14 protein-coding genes are annotated in these 16,640 nt (G+C 31.5%); all 14 read right to left on the bottom strand.

The features are described 5' to 3' along the window. A partial coding sequence (locus tag B4I81_RS03570; RefSeq protein ID WP_291107656.1) for a tyrosine-type recombinase/integrase occupies positions 1-673 on the bottom strand: 673 nt, incomplete at its 3' end. A gap of 66 nt (positions 674-739) precedes the next feature. Next, on the bottom strand, positions 740-934 hold the full coding sequence (gene rpsU, locus B4I81_RS03565) for a 30S ribosomal protein S21 (protein ID WP_291107653.1): 195 nt from the start codon (positions 932-934) through the stop codon (positions 740-742). Between the two features lie 149 nt (positions 935-1,083). Continuing rightward, a complete protein-coding gene (locus B4I81_RS03560; RefSeq protein ID WP_291107650.1) occupies positions 1,084-2,253 on the bottom strand; it encodes an acyl-CoA dehydrogenase family protein in 1,170 nt (389 codons plus the stop codon). Between the two features lie 35 nt (positions 2,254-2,288). Beyond that, a complete protein-coding gene (locus B4I81_RS03555) occupies positions 2,289-3,167 on the bottom strand; it encodes a ComEA family DNA-binding protein (protein WP_291107647.1) in 879 nt (292 codons plus the stop codon). A gap of 10 nt (positions 3,168-3,177) precedes the next feature. After that, a complete protein-coding gene (locus B4I81_RS03550) occupies positions 3,178-3,333 on the bottom strand; it encodes a hypothetical protein (RefSeq protein WP_291107644.1) in 156 nt (51 codons plus the stop codon). Further along, on the bottom strand, positions 3,330-5,150 hold the full coding sequence (locus tag B4I81_RS03545) for a sodium-dependent transporter (RefSeq protein ID WP_291107641.1): 1,821 nt from the start codon (positions 5,148-5,150) through the stop codon (positions 3,330-3,332). The genes B4I81_RS03550 and B4I81_RS03545 overlap by 4 nt, the downstream gene beginning before the upstream one ends. Before the next feature lie 78 nt (positions 5,151-5,228). Further along, complete coding sequence (locus B4I81_RS03540; protein WP_291107639.1) at positions 5,229-5,450, bottom strand: PspC domain-containing protein; 222 nt, start codon at positions 5,448-5,450, stop codon at positions 5,229-5,231. A 28-nt stretch (positions 5,451-5,478) separates the two neighbouring features. Next, positions 5,479-6,747 carry a DUF2851 family protein gene (locus tag B4I81_RS03535; protein ID WP_291107636.1) on the bottom strand — a complete coding sequence of 423 codons (1,269 nt, stop codon included), beginning with the start codon at positions 6,745-6,747 and terminating at the stop codon, positions 5,479-5,481. Positions 6,748-6,842: 95 nt separating this feature from the next. Next, positions 6,843-8,204 (bottom strand): pyridoxal-phosphate dependent enzyme, encoded by a 1,362-nt coding sequence (locus tag B4I81_RS03530; RefSeq protein ID WP_291107633.1) that lies wholly within the window; start codon positions 8,202-8,204, stop codon positions 6,843-6,845. Positions 8,205-8,276: 72 nt separating this feature from the next. Beyond that, positions 8,277-10,172, bottom strand: coding sequence for a putative porin (locus B4I81_RS03525; protein WP_291107629.1), 1,896 nt, complete (start codon positions 10,170-10,172; stop codon positions 8,277-8,279). 84 nt (positions 10,173-10,256) lie between these two features. Further along, entirely contained in the window at positions 10,257-11,255 is a 999-nt protein-coding gene (locus B4I81_RS03520) for a hypothetical protein (RefSeq protein WP_291107626.1), read from the bottom strand. Positions 11,256-11,267: 12 nt separating this feature from the next. Continuing rightward, complete coding sequence (locus tag B4I81_RS03515; protein WP_291107623.1) at positions 11,268-12,206, bottom strand: hypothetical protein; 939 nt, start codon at positions 12,204-12,206, stop codon at positions 11,268-11,270. Between the two features lie 11 nt (positions 12,207-12,217). Beyond that, the gene (locus tag B4I81_RS03510; RefSeq protein ID WP_291107620.1) at positions 12,218-13,636 is read right to left on the bottom strand and encodes a SusD/RagB family nutrient-binding outer membrane lipoprotein; all 1,419 of its coding nucleotides are present in this window, start codon (positions 13,634-13,636) and stop codon (positions 12,218-12,220) included. Positions 13,637-13,647: 11 nt separating this feature from the next. After that, a partial coding sequence (locus B4I81_RS03505) for a SusC/RagA family TonB-linked outer membrane protein (RefSeq protein WP_291107617.1) occupies positions 13,648-16,640 on the bottom strand: 2,993 nt, incomplete at its 5' end.

Below are 16,640 nucleotides of genomic sequence, written 5' to 3'. Positions count from 1 at the left end.
TTATTAATCGATACACAAACGATTCGCTCACTTTATGACCAGTTTTAGACAAAATTAACATCTCTTTATCATTAATTTGCTCTAAATTATTTCTTTGGGTTTTATAAATTCTATATAAGTTCAAAGTACAATCTAACATAGGAATAACCCGCTCTTTATTTCTTTTTCCAACAACTCGAATTGATTTTTGAATCTCATTAATACTACTCAGCTTTAAATTAATCAATTCAGCCCTTCTGATTCCGGTAGTATAAAAAAGCTCTAATATGAGTCGATTTCGAATGCCTTCAAAATCATTCATACAGTCATTATCCAAAAAAACATCATTAATTTCTTTTTCCGAAAATGGAATTTGAATCTTTTTTGCAGTCTTTAATGATTTGTGTTTTAGAAGTGGATTTACAGAGATTTGCTTAACTTTTAATAAAAATTTATAAAAAGATTTTAATGCTGATATTTTCCTATTAACAGAAGTAGTTGACATGTTATGTTCCATTAGAACAACTATCCAACTTCTAATATTTGGATAAACAACTTCTTCAAGATTGATAGATTGCTCTTTAAGATACTCTTGAAACGAATTAATATCATCTAAATACGCTCGAACCGTTAAAGGAGAATAATTTTTCTCTTTAACCAAATAATCTTGATATGCTTGTAGATTTGTAGCCATAAAAAAACCGCTAAAAACAAAGTTACACTTTATTATTTAGCGGTTAGTATAGTTTATTCAAAAATATTAACTTTCTAATGAGTCTCTCAATCCTTGAATATAAGCTGCTTTTTGAATTTTAGCTCTGTTTAAAACAGATGGCTTAATGAAAGCTTGACGTGCACGTAACTGACGAACAGTTCCTGTTTTATCAAATTTTCTTTTATAGCGCTTTAATGCTCTATCGATATTTTCTCCGTCTTTAATTGGTATAATTAACATAATATAGACACCTCCTCTCGTTAAGGGTGCAAATGTAGCAATTATTTTTCAATTACAAAACATCTATTTGTCAAACTTTTAAAGAAAAAGATTTTATAAAACAAGAACTCCTATCTATTTAGACAGGAGTTCAACATTATTTACTAAATTTATTTAACCGCTGGTTTGTAATTTTGATTATCAATTATCATTTTTGATAAAATTTCTTTTAAAATTTCAGAAGTTCCTCCACCAATTGGACCTAAACGACTATCTCTCAACAAACGGGCTAATGGATACTCTTCCATATAACCATAACCACCTAACATTTGCAAACAATCATAAATTGCTAAATCTGCAACTTTGGTCGATTTCAATTTTGCCATGGTTGCTTCTTTAACCACATATTCTCCTTTATTTAATCTTGCTACAGCAGCATAATTAAATATTTTACAATGTTCCACTTCTGTTGCATGTTCTACCATTGTATGTCTTAAAGCTTGGAATTTATTAATTGTACTTCCGAAAGCTTCGCGTTGTGACATATATTCAATAGTATATTCAATTGCATATTCTGCTCTTGCATGAGCATTGATTGCCATAATTAAACGTTCTAAAGCAAAATGTTGCATGATATACGGGAAACCTTTTCCTTCTTCACCCATTAAATTTTCTAATGGAATTTCCACATTGTCAAATGCAAGCTCTGCTGTATCTGATGCTCTCCATCCTAATTTATCTAACTTAGTTGCTGAGATACCTGGTGTTTTTGCATCCACCAAAAAGATACTAATTCCTTTATTCCCTAATTCTGGATTAGTTTTAGCTGCTAACACATAGTAATCCGCATAAACACCATTTGTTATAAACGTTTTAGAACCATTTATTATAAATTTATCACCGTTTCTCACAGCAGTTGTTCTCATACCAGCAACATCACTTCCCCCAAATGGCTCTGTGATGCATAATGCTCCAATTTTTTTTCCAGCAATACTTGGCGCTAAATAATCCTTTTTAATTCTTTCATCCCCTTCTGCATTTAAATGTGTCATAGCTAAATAAGCATGCGCCCACATAGCAGCCGCAAAACCAGAAGATTTTACTTTTTGAAGTTCTTCCAAGAAAATAACCGTATAAAATAAATCCAAAGCCATTCCACCATAAGCTTCTGGATAATTCAATCCAAAAAAGCCCATTTCACCGAATTTCTCCCAAATAAAACGCTCAATTGTTCCTGTTTTTTCCCATTTTTCAATGTGAGGCACCACTTCTTTGTGTAAAAAATCTCTAAAACTTTGTCTGAATAATTCGTGTTCTTCTGTAAAATACATTGAATTCATAAATCTATAATATAGGTTGTTTTATTGGTATTGTTTTAAAAATTCAAATATAAGGCGATTATATTTATTTTTTCATTAGGCATTCCCTTAATTTTTGTTAAATCGTCAGTACTTTTAACCCCATTATTCATAGTTCGATAAATAACTATCTCTTTAGCTATTGAATAATTAAAATAGGGAAATTTTGCCAATTCTTTTTGAGACAAATCGTTTATAGCAATTTTCTTTAATCCGGTTTGTGTTTTAACTGCAAATCGTTTTTCTAAATCTGCTAAAGCCTCTGGACTAATTCCCCATATAAATTGAAACTGCTCCATACTAACGAAGCATCCTAACTTCTCTTTCTCTTGTAAAATCTTATCTGCTAATTTTTCTCCGATACCGTAAACCTCAATTAAATCTTCTCTTGTTGCACTATTGATATCTTTTTGAACTATTTTTTCTTTTTCCTTTGGTAAAAACTTATGAAACTTTTCTGAAGTAACATTTGTTTTGTTTTTAACCCAATCTGGAAATTTGAAGTACGGACTAATCTTAGAAAGAAATACATCTGAAACTTGAGTCACGTGCTGAAAATCTTCTGCAGAATTTACAAATTTTCCTTTTTTTCGATAAGCATGCAAACGATCAATTTCCTGAATTGACATTCCTAATTTATAGCCTTTATAATCGGAAATATAATTGGGATTAAATGGATAAATCGTATCTTTTTTGGTTGCTTGACTATTTTTTAAACTGTCAATTTCATTTTGCACTGACAACCAAGCTTTGTCTTCTGAATTACTATTTGCAGACACGAAATTATCTTTAAGAAAAAAATAACCTAATTGCACTAAAATAATAATGGCAAACAACAAAAAAATCCCACTTCTGTGTTCTCTTGAAAACAGGAAGTAGGATTTTAGTTTATTCATTTTGAAAAAATTAATCGTTTTTTCTTATTGTTTCTTCATCATTTTCTGAAAAAGAATCAGGTTCTTGAGTTGGAGGAGTTGTCAAAACTTTATAAAAAAAGTAAAGCGTTAAAGCAATAACTATTCCTTGCGCTAAAACCATAGTAACTAATGCTGCTGAATTCATAATGTGGCCCTCCCTTCTTTAACACGTTTCTTATAAGCAACGTAAACAATTACAGAAATAAATACAAAAAGCGTTAACAATAACATTCTACCTATAAATTTATATAAAGTATTATTCGTAAAATCACCTTTAGCAATAGCATCACCAGGCTTAATTACATCTCCTACTTTTACAATAACTTCTTGATTTAAATTTGCATCAAATTTATATTCTTTTGTATCATTAAATTTTTCAACAAGAACTTGATTTGAAACTTTGTCGAATTTCTTTCTTTCGTTTTCAAATTCAAATTTAACATAATCAGATTTTACTTCAACAACTTTACCTGACATCTTTCCAGAACCCTCAAAATTTTCAGCAAAATAATTATCGGCAAACCATTCTTTATTTCTTGTGTCGTTATTTTGAATTTGATTAGCCCAATCAGGTATACTAGTTACCAATACTGCACCTAACAATAATGGCGTGATTATTAAAATAACATATTTAAAGAACTTAGGCAATTTGATATCAGCTCCTTTATTAATTTCTTCCCATCCTCTGTTAATTCCGAAAATATAAGAAAACAATACTGTTTCTAGGAAAGCGAATACAACTAAACTCACAGTTCCTGCCCAATAATCATATTGATCAAAAACACCTTGATTATAGAAAATTACAGTTGGCAATCCCATAATTAAAGCTAATGCTCCAAATGACCAAGCCCCTTTATTTTTAGACCATCCAAATTCATCAGACATAAAGCCCATCCATGGAGTTCCCATTGCTAATGAAGAAGTAATCCCCGCAAAGAATAGAAGTCCAAACCAAAACACTCCTGCTAAGATTGCTAGCACACCGCCCCATTGTTCGAACAAATAAGGCATTGTTTGAAAAGCCATACCAAAACCAGCATTTTGAATAACCCAATCTAATCCTAAATATCCTGCAGCAATTGGAATTACAATTAAAGAACCTAAAACCACTTCAACGAATTCATTCATGAATCCGGCAGAAACAGCATTTAAAGCTACATCGTCTCTTTCTTTTAAATAAGCAGCATAACAATGAATTGTTCCCATACCCACGGAAAGTGTAAAGAAAATTTGTCCAGCAGCTGCTAACCAAACTTTTGGATTTGCCAACGAATCAAATTGTGGCGTCCACAAAAAATTTAATCCATCCCATGCATTTGCATTTGGAAAAACATCCGATGCTCCACTAGTACCTAAAGTAACACCTCTGACTGCTAAAATCACACCAAATAAAATCAACAGTGGCATTCCAATCTTAGCAACTTTTTCAATACCTCCTAAACCTTTAGATAAAATCCAAGTATTTAATAATAAACATAAGATATAAAAAACAACTGCTTCATAGGGAATCCCTGTCGTAGATTGAGAAATATCTACATAAGAATTAAAGAATCCTGCCACATCTGCTTGACTCATTCCATTAAACGTTCCAACAATTGAATGATAAACATAAGACATTGTCCAAGACTCAATATAACAATAATATGCGGCAACGGCAATATTAGTAAATATCCCAAAAACTCCAATATATTTCCAAATACGACCTTTAGCCATTGTATCTAAAATATAAGGTGTACTATGATTACCAAATTTCCCACCAAAACGACCTGTTGACCATTCAATCAACAACAATGGAATACCCATTAATAAAAAACAAACTAAATAAGGAATAATAAAAGCTCCTCCTCCATTTTGAACTGCTTGAACTGGAAATCTTAAAAAATTCCCTAATCCAACAGCATTTCCAGCCATGGCTAAAATAAGTCCAACACGTGAACCCCACGATTCTACTTTTGCAGTCATATAATTATATTGGTTGTTAATTTTTCAAAGATAAGAAAACAATCTAAAAAACAAATAAAAGTTGCGTTTAATGAAATTTTACAAGTCAAAAACTGAACTTCTTTTAGTTTTTATCATATCTTTTAACTTTAAAAGAAAAGCTAAAGTAAGATACAATCCAAATCCCAAACCTACTGTTATAAAAGAAATATAGATAAAAAACAAACGCACGTTAGTAGCTCTCATCCCTAATCTATCAGCCAATCTGGATGCTACAAAAAAACCGTGTTTTTCAAAAAAATGCAATAGGTTCTGAACCATTATTAGATATTTTTTTTCAAAAATACGATTATTTTTTAAGAATAAAATGTCCAATAGTACAATCTAAACACTTTTTATGATCGCAATAATTCTTTTTTAATTCTAATAAGGCTTGAGATTCATAAACATTATTCACCTGCAATCCGAATATCTTAAACTTTTCGATAATTACATTTTGTTCGGCTGGAATTAAAGTTGCCAAATCAATCAATTCTTGAGTAATCTCTTTGTTCTGACTTCTGGCATAAGCAAATCGAAGCGGAATGATTGTATTTATAACCAATAAATCTATGAATGATTTAGAAAGCTTTTTCATCTTTTTCGAACTTTCTTTATCAAAATTATAATGCGTTTCCCAATATTTACTGACACCTAGATTAAAAATTTGATATAATTCACTTATGGAAGTACTATTCATAACCAATGAAAAAAGATTCTTTCGATGAAAATACAAATTAGCCAATTGCGCCAAGCGAATAGTAGGAAAATTATCAGGGCGATGCTTGAAAAATTCTACAGAACCAATTACTTTTTCTTGTAATTGATATTTCTGAACTAAGTAAGCATAGGATTTTTGCAGTTCTTTTGCATAACTATCTTGAAAATCATGAGAAAGTAAATTTGCTTGACCTAACAATAAAGCTTCCAGTGATTCTAAAGAAAAAGATTCTTTTCGAATCACGTGAAACGGAATAGATTTGGCAACTTTAAAAAACAATTCTCCATTGGTATTCAATCCGAAGTTTTTAGCCAAAAGATAAAACAAAACCGCTTCCCAATCTTGATTAGAAGTTTCAACCAATTCAAAAATCAGTTGCGATTTTCTTTCTAAGCGTTCAAAAAATAAGCGTTCTTGCCAATTCTTAAAGATAAAATTATCAACATTTTGTAGTTCATTTTCACAATAAATCCAGGATTTCTGACTTACTAATGACTGATATTTATGCAAATCTGAAAGTGCGACGTATTCTTTAAGTTCTACTGTTGGGATTTCCGAATTATCTTTCCTAAAAATAGGCACATCATATTCCCAAACCACATGCAAAATCACCGAATCATAATTTGAATCTTTCTCATGATTATGAACATACCAATCTGATGACTTGAGATGAATTTCAACATTTCCAGCCCATTTTTGATTTCCAATAATAAGTTGCGCATTGAAAAAATCAGGTCCGGCAAGTTGTAAATATTGACCCGAATTGAGAATCTGAATCGATTCTCCTTTTGTAGTTTTTAAGTTGGCAATATCAAATTTCTTGAATTGCCAAACGTGGTGCAAAAAATCTTCTTTCATTCTGTATGGCGTATATAATTGAAAAACAAAGGTATTAAAATAAAAAAACCTGCAAAAATAAATTTACAGGTTAATCAAAAACAAATATCCAATTCTTATTTTATTGAACCGATAATATCATATTTGGTAATAATGTGATGTTTACCATTTCCTAAATCAATTAAAACCGCTTGGTTATCTTTATTGATTAGTTTAGAAACTTCTTCAACTGGCGTTCCAATTTTTACAATTGGAAACGGTTTCCCCATTACTTCTCGAATTGGTAGTTCAGCAGTATTTTTATCCGAAATAAAACTTTGGAATAAATCTGATTCATCAACAGAACCTACAAAACCATTAACATCAACTACAGGAATTTGAGAGATTTTATATTTTCTCATTCTTTCAATTGCGTGCGAAACTAATTCTTCTGTACGAACAATCACTAATGGTTTCTCGATATGTTCTTTGATCAAATCTTCTGCTTTGGTAATTTCTTCTTCTAAGAAACCTCTTTCGCGCATCCAATCATCGTTAAACATCTTTCCAACATAACGGCTTCCAGAATCGTGAAATAAGACCACAACTACATCTTCTGGACCAAAATTTTCTTTTAACTGCAATAAACCTTTTACAGCGGCTCCAGCAGAGTTTCCAACAAAAATTCCTTCTTCTAAAGCAATTTTTCTTGTATAAACAGCTGCATCTTTATCGGTAACTTTTGTAAATCCATCGATTAATGAAAAGTCAACATTCTTTGGTAAAATATCTTCTCCAATTCCTTCGGTAATGTAAGAATAGATTTCGTTCTCGTCAAAAATTCCTGTTTCGTGGTATTTTTTGAAAACAGAACCATAGGTATCAATTCCCCAAATTTTGATGTTTGGATTTTTCTCTTTTAAATATTTAGCAGTTCCAGAAATTGTTCCACCTGTTCCAACACCTACAACAAAATGAGTAATTTTTCCTTCAGTTTGTTCCCAAATTTCAGGACCCGTTTGTTCGTAATGTGCAATAGCGTTACTTGGATTATCGTATTGATTTACGTACCAAGAATTTGGAATTTCTTCCCCTAATTTTTTTGAAACTGAATAATATGAACGTGGATCGGTTGGTTCTACATCGGTTGGACAAACGATTACTTTTGCTCCAACTGCACGAAGAATATCCGATTTTTCTTTTGATTGTTTATCTGAAATCACAAAAATACATTTGTAACCCTTTACAATTGCAGCTAAAGCTAATCCCATTCCAGTATTACCTGAAGTTCCCTCAATAATAGTTCCTCCTGGTTTTAATCTTCCATCTGCTTCAGCATCTTCAATCATTTTTACGGCCATTCTATCCTTAACGGAATTTCCTGGATTGAATGTTTCTACTTTAGCCAAAACTAAAGCATCCACTTCAGCAGTTACTTTATTTAATTTTACTAAAGGTGTATTCCCAATAGTTTCTAATATATTTTTTGCGTATTTCATCTGAAATTTTGAATTATTTTGCAAAGATAGTGTGAATTTTATAAATAAAAAACCAAGACAAAAGGCTTCTTATTATTTAAAGAAATTCCATTCTAAACCGAAACGAACCATAAAATCTCGATATGGATAATTTGGAGCGGAATAATAATTATAACCCGTAAAAGAAGAATTAAAATGTTCTGCTTTTAGATAAATTCTAGTTTGTTTAATTCTAGCATTTATGAAAAAATCAAACATTGGAAAATTACCAAACTTTGTTTCATTTTGAACATAAAATTCTCCAATTAATGGATTATAATCGTTTCCATAATATTTAGAGAAATATTGAAATGTAACTCCAGTTTGCAAGAACATTGCTTTCTTAAAAACATGATCTGAAAAGTATAAAGTGCTACGTGTAGTAAGTTCTGGAACGTTAACTATATCAGAAGCTTGATCTACTTTTTGGTATAAAACTGTGACATCTAAACCTAATTTCCAAAACTTAATGTCTTTATTAGCATTTACTGAAAAATAATTAATGGTTTTGTCATATTGCATAGGTTTAACAGTAAGTTTAGTTATATCATCAGTTATATTATCAAAATACAAATGATCATTTAAAACTTTATATTGCACACTAGTATTTAACCATTTTGTAAAGGCAGAAAAAGAAAGTTGGTTAAGTTTTTCATTTTTAAAATTATTTAACCAATTATAATCTACATATCTACTTTGATATAATGTATAATTTAAGTTAGGTAAACTGTTTAATTTTTGATAATTAAATTCAAGTTTAATATTATCATTAGGTGTATAATTAAGCATTGCATGTACATTTGAAATTGACTGATTAGAAATCGTTTGAGCCAATTCAATTTTTGCAGTTAAATTGCTTGTAAAATAAGTATAATTTCCACCTAACATATTTATTCTATAAGAGATAGCATTTGGAACTACAATATTCCCTAAGTTATCATAAACTAAACTATTATAATAATAATTGTAGTTGTTATCATCAATATAAAAATTTAAACTTCCAAAATTTTTAGTTTTATAGCCAAGCCCTATTTTATTGTAAAAATTATTAAAACGGGTTTTATTATTAATACTATTTGAAAATGCATCGCCAAAACGCGTACTTGTACTTGACTGAGTAAATTCAAAAAACTTATATTCAGTATTAAAAGTATGGGTAAAGACTAAACTATTTGGATTGTTCTTATTTAGGAAAAAAGAATGTTCAAGAAACAAACGGTTTCCTTTCAATAGTGAGGTTGCGTCTTTAAAATATACATCAAGTCTATCACGTTGATCATTTGGTGGATTACTTTGCTCGAATAATTTAGTATCAATTATACCTCCATTTTCTTGATTTGAAATATCTTGAGCGGTAAAATGAGCATTTAAAAAATAATGTTTGTTTTTAGTAAAATAACTTGTTGTAAATCTAAAATTACCCGAACTAGATATGTTATTAATGTATTTTCCATTAGATCGCAAACCTTTATAAGCAATAGAAAAATTAAAATTTGGCTTAGTGTTAACTGTTAGAAAAGCATCTAATGACTGACCTTGCTCCATCACCGTTTTATAGTATAACTCTGTTAGCGGTGTAGGAACAGAATAATATTTAATATCAGAAGCTTGTAAATAATTAAAGTGTTTAGCTGAAAATCCAAAACTTGGTAATATACTCTTTTGAATAAGTCCAAAATTTAAAACATTGTAAGTATGCCCTTCATTAGCAAAAGGAATCAATCCAAAAATATCTTTTCTAAGAAAATTATATTTATACTCATTTTTTATTGACAAAGAAGTATCCACATAAGTAGTATCTTTCTCTAAAGAATAAATTTTATAGAGTTTAATAGAAGGCTTTATTTCTTTGCCTTGTTGTAGTCCCTTTTCTAAATCACCCTCATCAACAACTTGTGAAAAAACAAAAGAAGAAAGAAACAAAAATAAAATGGATAAGTAAATCTTCATTACATTAAAATATTAGCAAATGTAATGAGAAAATAGGGAATAAAAAAAGCCCCTAAAAGGGGCTTTTAAAAGAAATACTTTTAATTAGTTAAAAAAATTACCTCTTTGAATATTTTTAACTGGTTTAGTAATATTTACTCTAGGAGCTGCTGCTCTACCAGAAGCAACAAACTGACCGTTTTTAGAGAAAGTAAAAATTCCATTTTCTACAGTTAATGTAGCAACATAAATAAACTCTTGAACATAGTTTGGAGTATTTCCAAAATCAGAATCTACAGCATCAGCAGCATCTTGAACAAAAGTTCCAGCAAAAGGTGAGTTGTATCTAGAGTAATTAATAGTCATTGGAATATTAAAAGTTGGGATACCAACTGAAGCTAGTGTTGCGTCGTCATATACATTCATATATATAGTATAAACACCATCTTCAACATCTCCTAAACTTACAGTGAATTCTTCAGGGCAAGCACTGGTTGCGGCAGCATATCCTGTAATGTCATCTCCATTTTCGTCTAAAACATAAACGTCAACGTCGTAACCTACATCACATAATCCAAATGCATAACCTGGAATATTTCTATCCCATGCGAACTCTAAAGTTAAATCACCGTAATCAGTAATATTGAAAGACAAATTAGTAGTAGCCAATTTGATATTAGCATCAAACTCACTACCAACTTTTAATGCAAAAGTTTCAGTACCTTCATCTTCACTGTCTCCAATGATTGTTACAGTACCAACACCAGAAGTACTCCAAGCTGGAATGTAAACTTGATGATCGAATTCAAAATCTTCATCTTCAGTTGCTGTTCCAGAAACTAAAGAAACTGTTACATAAGTATCAACTGGTTGTGCAGCCACTAAATTTACAGCAAATTCAATGGTTTTATCATATCCTCCTTCGTTGAAGGTACTCACAGAGTTAACATTCAAATAAGGAGAAACCGCTGAAACAGAAGCACTTCCATCATTAACTTCAATAACAGAGTCACCTGTTGCATCATCTTCATTACAAGAAGTTGTTAATAAACCACTTGCAAAAACTAAGAATAATGCTAAAATATTAATTTTATTTTTTTTCATAATTTTAAAAAATTAGTTTGGTGTATAAACATTTCTGTGCGGTTGAAATACAGTATTTCCACTAAAACCAATAGAATATTCTATAGTAATTACTCCTGTTACTGGATCAACAAAACTTGCAGCTTTCTGCGCAGCGGACTGAGATACAGCATTAGAATATGCATTCCCTAAATTTGTAGAGGTAACTGTTAAGGAACCACAAACATCACTAAAATTAAAACCTGCATCAACTTGAAGAACAGTTGTTCCAGTAGTTGTACCAGCTCCAGTACCAGGGTCTGCACCAGGTGAATAAAAACGACCAGTAGTTGAAGTAATATAAGCACCATCACCAGTAGAAGTAATAGTCTCAAATGGCCAAACAATCACTAAAGCAGGATTATCTAAACGAGTAGTAACACAAGTATAACTACCCGCTAAGAAAGAACCACAAGCTACAGTAACTTTGGTTTTCTTAGCACTTAAATGAGCTGTAGAACCATCAGTTAAATTTGCAACATAGGTTAACTCCCAGTAATCACCAATTTGCAAAGCAATATCGTCTGTTGTAGACATAGGACTACCATTAAAAGTAAGACCAGAAGCTAATGCAGAATATCCAAAATCAAAAGAAATTGTTTCATGTTGACTTGCAATTGGAAAACTAATATTTTGCATTAAAACTTTATTAGAAGAAACAATTTCTTCTGTTGGAGTTCCAACATTAATTTTACCAAAATATTGTTTGTATACATCAACACTTTCAATTTTCTCATTTCCTTGAAAAGCAGAAAGAGAAACTGATTTTGTTTCAGTATCAAGTGCACCTTGCGCATAAGTTATAGCTCCGGTAACATTTTCAAGTAAACCACCCTCAACTTTATTTCCAGTTAAGGTATCACTATCTTCCTCGCAAGAGAATAATCCCAATGCCAAGAAAGTAAATAAAGATAATTTAAATATTTTTTTCATAATCATTTTTTTTAGTTCATCCACCAAACATTTGACAACATAGTATCTCCATTACTTAATGTAGCACTAGCAGCAGCATAGTTAACTTGATTGTAATTTTGAGAATCTGTTGAAAAATAGAATCTGCTAGGAATTTGAGCAATTGCAGCATTAGCAACAGGAGATAAGGCTGGATACCCAGTACGTCTCCATTCAGTCCAAGCTTCAATACCTTGACCATATAAAGCTAACCACATTTGAGTACCAATTTTTTCTCTAGCCTCTGACTGAGATGAAAAATCAACACTTGGATTAGAAGTGTAAACAGAAGCTGAACCTAAACCATTAAATTGGAAGTTAGCCTCAATACCGTTAACATAATGCACTTTAGCTTGAGTAACCCCACCAGGTATAATTCCTTCATTTGCAGCTTCAGCCAAGTATAACTGAACTTGTGCATAAGATAAGAAAACACCAGGTAAAGTTGGATCTAAGTATTTATTTCCAGGAGAAGAAAAACCATTGTAGTTACCAGGATTTTCAACACCAGGAGTATTACCAACGTATAGACCTGCATTATTTGTTTGAGCGAAGATAGGTAATCTTGGATCAATTAATGAATTCAAAGTTGATACTAAAACAGAACTTACTTTGTACTCGTTTCTGTTACCATAAACGATTGTTTCGTAAATTGGGTTTGCATCAGGTTGTGAAGCTGTATAAGCTAACTCAGCAGAATCACTGTTTGAAGACATTAATAAACCAGAAGCAACTAAACTTTGTACGTCTGCAGAAACATTTCTCTTTTTAGAAATTCTCATTAAAGCTTTTAATTTAAGAGAAGCAGCAAATTTTCTCCATTTAGTAACATCACCACCATAAACTAAATCAGCTGATGATGTGAAATCTCCTGTACCAGAAGCAAATAATACTTCTGCTCTATCTAATAAATCTATTATACCATCATAAACCTCCTCTTGAGAATCATGTTTTGGTCTAATATTTCCAGGAACTACAGCTTCAGAAAAAGGAACTGGCCCGTAAACATCTGTTAGTATTTGAAATGCATTAGCTTGTAATACTAAAGAAATTCCCTGTAAATTTGTATTTCCTGCCTCAACTGCTAAATCATAAGCTGATTTAGACTCAGCAATTACACCAGCATATAAGTTAGTCCAAACCGCATTCATAAGGTCTCTTCTTGGAATATACTTTTCCTCATCATTGTACTGAACTTTTGACCAATGTTGAGCCCAACATAATCCCATATCACCACCAACCTGCGCATTATACATGGTATTTTGCGTAACAGTAATAGCAGTTGACAATAGCAAGTTTGGATCAGTTGTAGAAGGACTGTTTGGAGAGGTATTGATCTCTTCAAAATCCTTATCACAACTAACAGCAACAAATGCCATTGATGCAATAAATAAATAAATTATTCTTTTCATATTTAATTTTATTAAAATTTAACATTAATATTAAATCCGTAAGTTCTTGCTGATGGTAATTGACCAAATTCTTGACCTTGTTCACCATTAGCATTACTGAATGCAGATTCTGGATCGATATGAGGTGCCTTTTTGTATAGTAAAGCTAAGTTTCTACCCACAACTGATACTTTGAAATCTTGGATAAAAGTTCCTTTTAACCAGTTTTTAGGTAAAGAATATCCAAAAACAACTTGACGTAATTTTACATAACTAGCATCGAAAATACCACTTTCAGTAAAGTTAGAATAGTTGTATGCATATTGATTAAATGTTTTAGCATCAACAACAACGTTATTAGGAACATAACCTCCAGCTCCATCAGAAACAACACCATTACCAACCACACCAGTCTCACGACCAATTAAAGATTCTTCAAGAGTACCTGCATATCTACCCCACATATAAGACATTGAGAAAATATCTCCACCAATTTTAGCATCAACCAGAGTACTTAAATCAAAGTTTTTGTATTTGAATGTAAAATTAGCACCTCCAGTCCAATCTGGTGTAATATTTCCTAATACAGCTAACTCCGAGTTGTTAACTTTTGGCAATCCATTTTCATAAATAATGTCACCAGATTCAGTTCTTGCATAAGGGAAACCAACGATAGCTCCATAAGCTTGACCTGGAATGGCTTGTAATTTCATACCCCATTGATCTCCAAGTGTATATGAATCTGCACCACTTAAACTAGTAACTTCGTTTCTGTTTTTAGCAAAGTTTAAATCAATATCAAAAGAGAAATTATCTGTTTTAATAGGTGTTAAACCTAACTGTAACTCAATACCTTTATTTGTCATTTCCCCAGCATTTTCCCATGAAGATGTAAATCCTGAAGCCGCTTCAACTTGAAGAGCTAAAATCAAATCCGATGATTTTTGAGAATAATAAGTTGCAGCTAAACGAACTCTATTGTTATATGCATTAACATCAACACCAAATTCTGTACCTATTGTTTGCTCAGGTTTAATGTTTGGATTCCATTGTGTATTTGGTACTGAAGATTGCGTTCCAAAGTTATTATTTGCTAAATTAAAAGTTTTATTAGTTGAATACTCATCTAATCGTCCTGTTCCTCCAACTTTAGACCAACCAGCTCTTAATTTAACATAGTTTACTTTAGCATTTTGAAGACCTAAAACTTCAGATAAGACAAAAGATCCTGATACCGCAGGGTAAAAGAATGAATTATTCTTAGCTGGTAATAAACTAGACCAATCATTTCTACCTGAAAAATCTAAGAAAGCATAGCTTTTGTATGATAATTGTCCAAAACCAAGTACACTATTGATTCTTTGTTCAAAATAATCACTATCAATATTTGGAGTAGTATTAGCTTTTACATTAGATAAAGTAAATAATCCTGGTAACTCTAAACCTCCTGATAATTCACCAAGAACTCTAGTTCGAACTCTTTTTAAAGTATTCATCCCTCCGTTTAAAGATAATTTTAAATCAGAAGTTAAATCTGTTTGATACGTTAAAATTGTTTCTGCATTGATTTCAGAATATCTTCTTGCTGTTTCAGCATAGTAACCATCTTTGTATTCATTAGAACCAACATCAGCTCTAAGTGTTTCTCTTTGAGAATAGTGATCTAAACTTAATTTACCATTGATAGATAATTTATCGTTGAATTTGTAATTCAAATAAGTTGACCCTGTTACTCTATCTTGATCAAAAGTATTTCTATTTGTTTCTAATACCCAATACGGGTTATTTTGGAAAACGTTATTCCAATTTAATGGAGTACCTTCGGAAGCTGTTCCTGCAGGAGCTAATGGCAAGTTTCTCCAATTTTTAAAATCCGTAAAATTAACATTTCTTGCAGACCAAATAAACTGTTGAACAACGTTAGAAGAACTATAACCTACAGGAGGTAAGTTATTACTTTTATTGTTAAAGAAAGTAACATTAGCACCTGCAGTTAATTTTTCACCTAACTTCATATTTCCGTTGAAACCAACGTTGAATTTTTTAAAATCAGTAAAAGGAATCATCCCTTTTTCATCAGAATTACCAATAGATAATCTGAAGTTGTTGTTTTCTCCACCGCTAATTAATGTAATACTATTAGACTGAGCCACACCAGTATCATAGAAATTTTTCACGTTATTAGGATGAGAAATCCATGGAGTTGGCATACCTCCATATTTATAAGAATCCCATTGTACAAAAGATAAACCTCTGTCTAAAGCAGGACCCCAACTTTCATCAACTCCGTCATTATACCCTCCTCCAGCACCATCAACGAATTGAAAGAAATCAGAAGTAGCCCCTTGACCATAAGAGTTTTGATAATTTGGTAATAATAATGGATTAGAGAAAGTAATGTTTGAGTTGAAAGAAACTTCAAATTTGTCTTTCTTTTTACCTGATTTGGTAGTAATCAAGATAACCCCTTTACTTGCACGGATACCATATAAAGCAGCAGCAGTAGGCCCTTTTAATACAGTAACTGACTCAATATCGTCAGGATTGATACTTGCAGCACCATTAGGTAAATCTCTACCTCCACTTGAACTAGCATTACCATAGTTTGTATTATCAAATGGCACACCATCAATAACAAACAAAGCTTGGTTATCTCCTGTAATTGAAGAAGCCCCTCTCAACACAATTCTTGAAGAAGAACCTACAGCTCCAGAAGAGTTAGTAACTTGAACCCCTGCGATTTTACCAGAAAGAGCATTAACGATGTTAGACTCTCTAGCTTCTGTCATAGAAGATCCTTTTACAGACTGAGCTGCATACGTTACCGCTTTTTCTTCTTTTTTAATACCTAAAGCCGTAACAATTACTTCTTTACCTTCAACAACATCATCTTTTAAAGACACATTGTAAGAACTTGCGGCAGCAATAGTAATTCTAACAGCTTTTTTTCCTGTGTAAGAAATTACTAAAACTTCTCCTTGTTTAGCTTTGATAGTATAATTACCATCAAAATCTGTCGTAGTAC

The organism is Flavobacterium sp. UBA6195 (genome assembly GCF_002422095.1).
Taxonomy (GTDB): Bacteria; Bacteroidota; Bacteroidia; order Flavobacteriales; family Flavobacteriaceae; genus Flavobacterium.
Note: the sequence above shows the minus strand (reverse complement) of the source record. Positions and strands in the feature narration are given on the sequence as shown.

Excerpts from the sequence above, each read along its gene's own strand:
- rpsU (WP_291107653.1), bottom strand. The coding sequence starts at position 934 with ATGTTAATTATACCAATTAAAGACGGAGAAAATATCGATAGAGCATTA.
- B4I81_RS03560 (WP_291107650.1), bottom strand. The coding sequence starts at position 2,253 with ATGAATTCAATGTATTTTACAGAAGAACACGAATTATTCAGACAAAGT.
- B4I81_RS03555 (WP_291107647.1), bottom strand. The coding sequence starts at position 3,167 with ATGAATAAACTAAAATCCTACTTCCTGTTTTCAAGAGAACACAGAAGT.
- B4I81_RS03550 (WP_291107644.1), bottom strand. The coding sequence starts at position 3,333 with ATGAATTCAGCAGCATTAGTTACTATGGTTTTAGCGCAAGGAATAGTT.
- B4I81_RS03545 (WP_291107641.1), bottom strand. The coding sequence starts at position 5,150 with ATGACTGCAAAAGTAGAATCGTGGGGTTCACGTGTTGGACTTATTTTA.
- B4I81_RS03540 (WP_291107639.1), bottom strand. The coding sequence starts at position 5,450 with ATGGTTCAGAACCTATTGCATTTTTTTGAAAAACACGGTTTTTTTGTA.
- B4I81_RS03535 (WP_291107636.1), bottom strand. The coding sequence starts at position 6,747 with ATGAAAGAAGATTTTTTGCACCACGTTTGGCAATTCAAGAAATTTGAT.
- B4I81_RS03530 (WP_291107633.1), bottom strand. The coding sequence starts at position 8,204 with ATGAAATACGCAAAAAATATATTAGAAACTATTGGGAATACACCTTTA.
- B4I81_RS03525 (WP_291107629.1), bottom strand. The coding sequence starts at position 10,172 with ATGAAGATTTACTTATCCATTTTATTTTTGTTTCTTTCTTCTTTTGTT.
- B4I81_RS03520 (WP_291107626.1), bottom strand. The coding sequence starts at position 11,255 with ATGAAAAAAAATAAAATTAATATTTTAGCATTATTCTTAGTTTTTGCA.
- B4I81_RS03515 (WP_291107623.1), bottom strand. The coding sequence starts at position 12,206 with ATGAAAAAAATATTTAAATTATCTTTATTTACTTTCTTGGCATTGGGA.
- B4I81_RS03510 (WP_291107620.1), bottom strand. The coding sequence starts at position 13,636 with ATGAAAAGAATAATTTATTTATTTATTGCATCAATGGCATTTGTTGCT.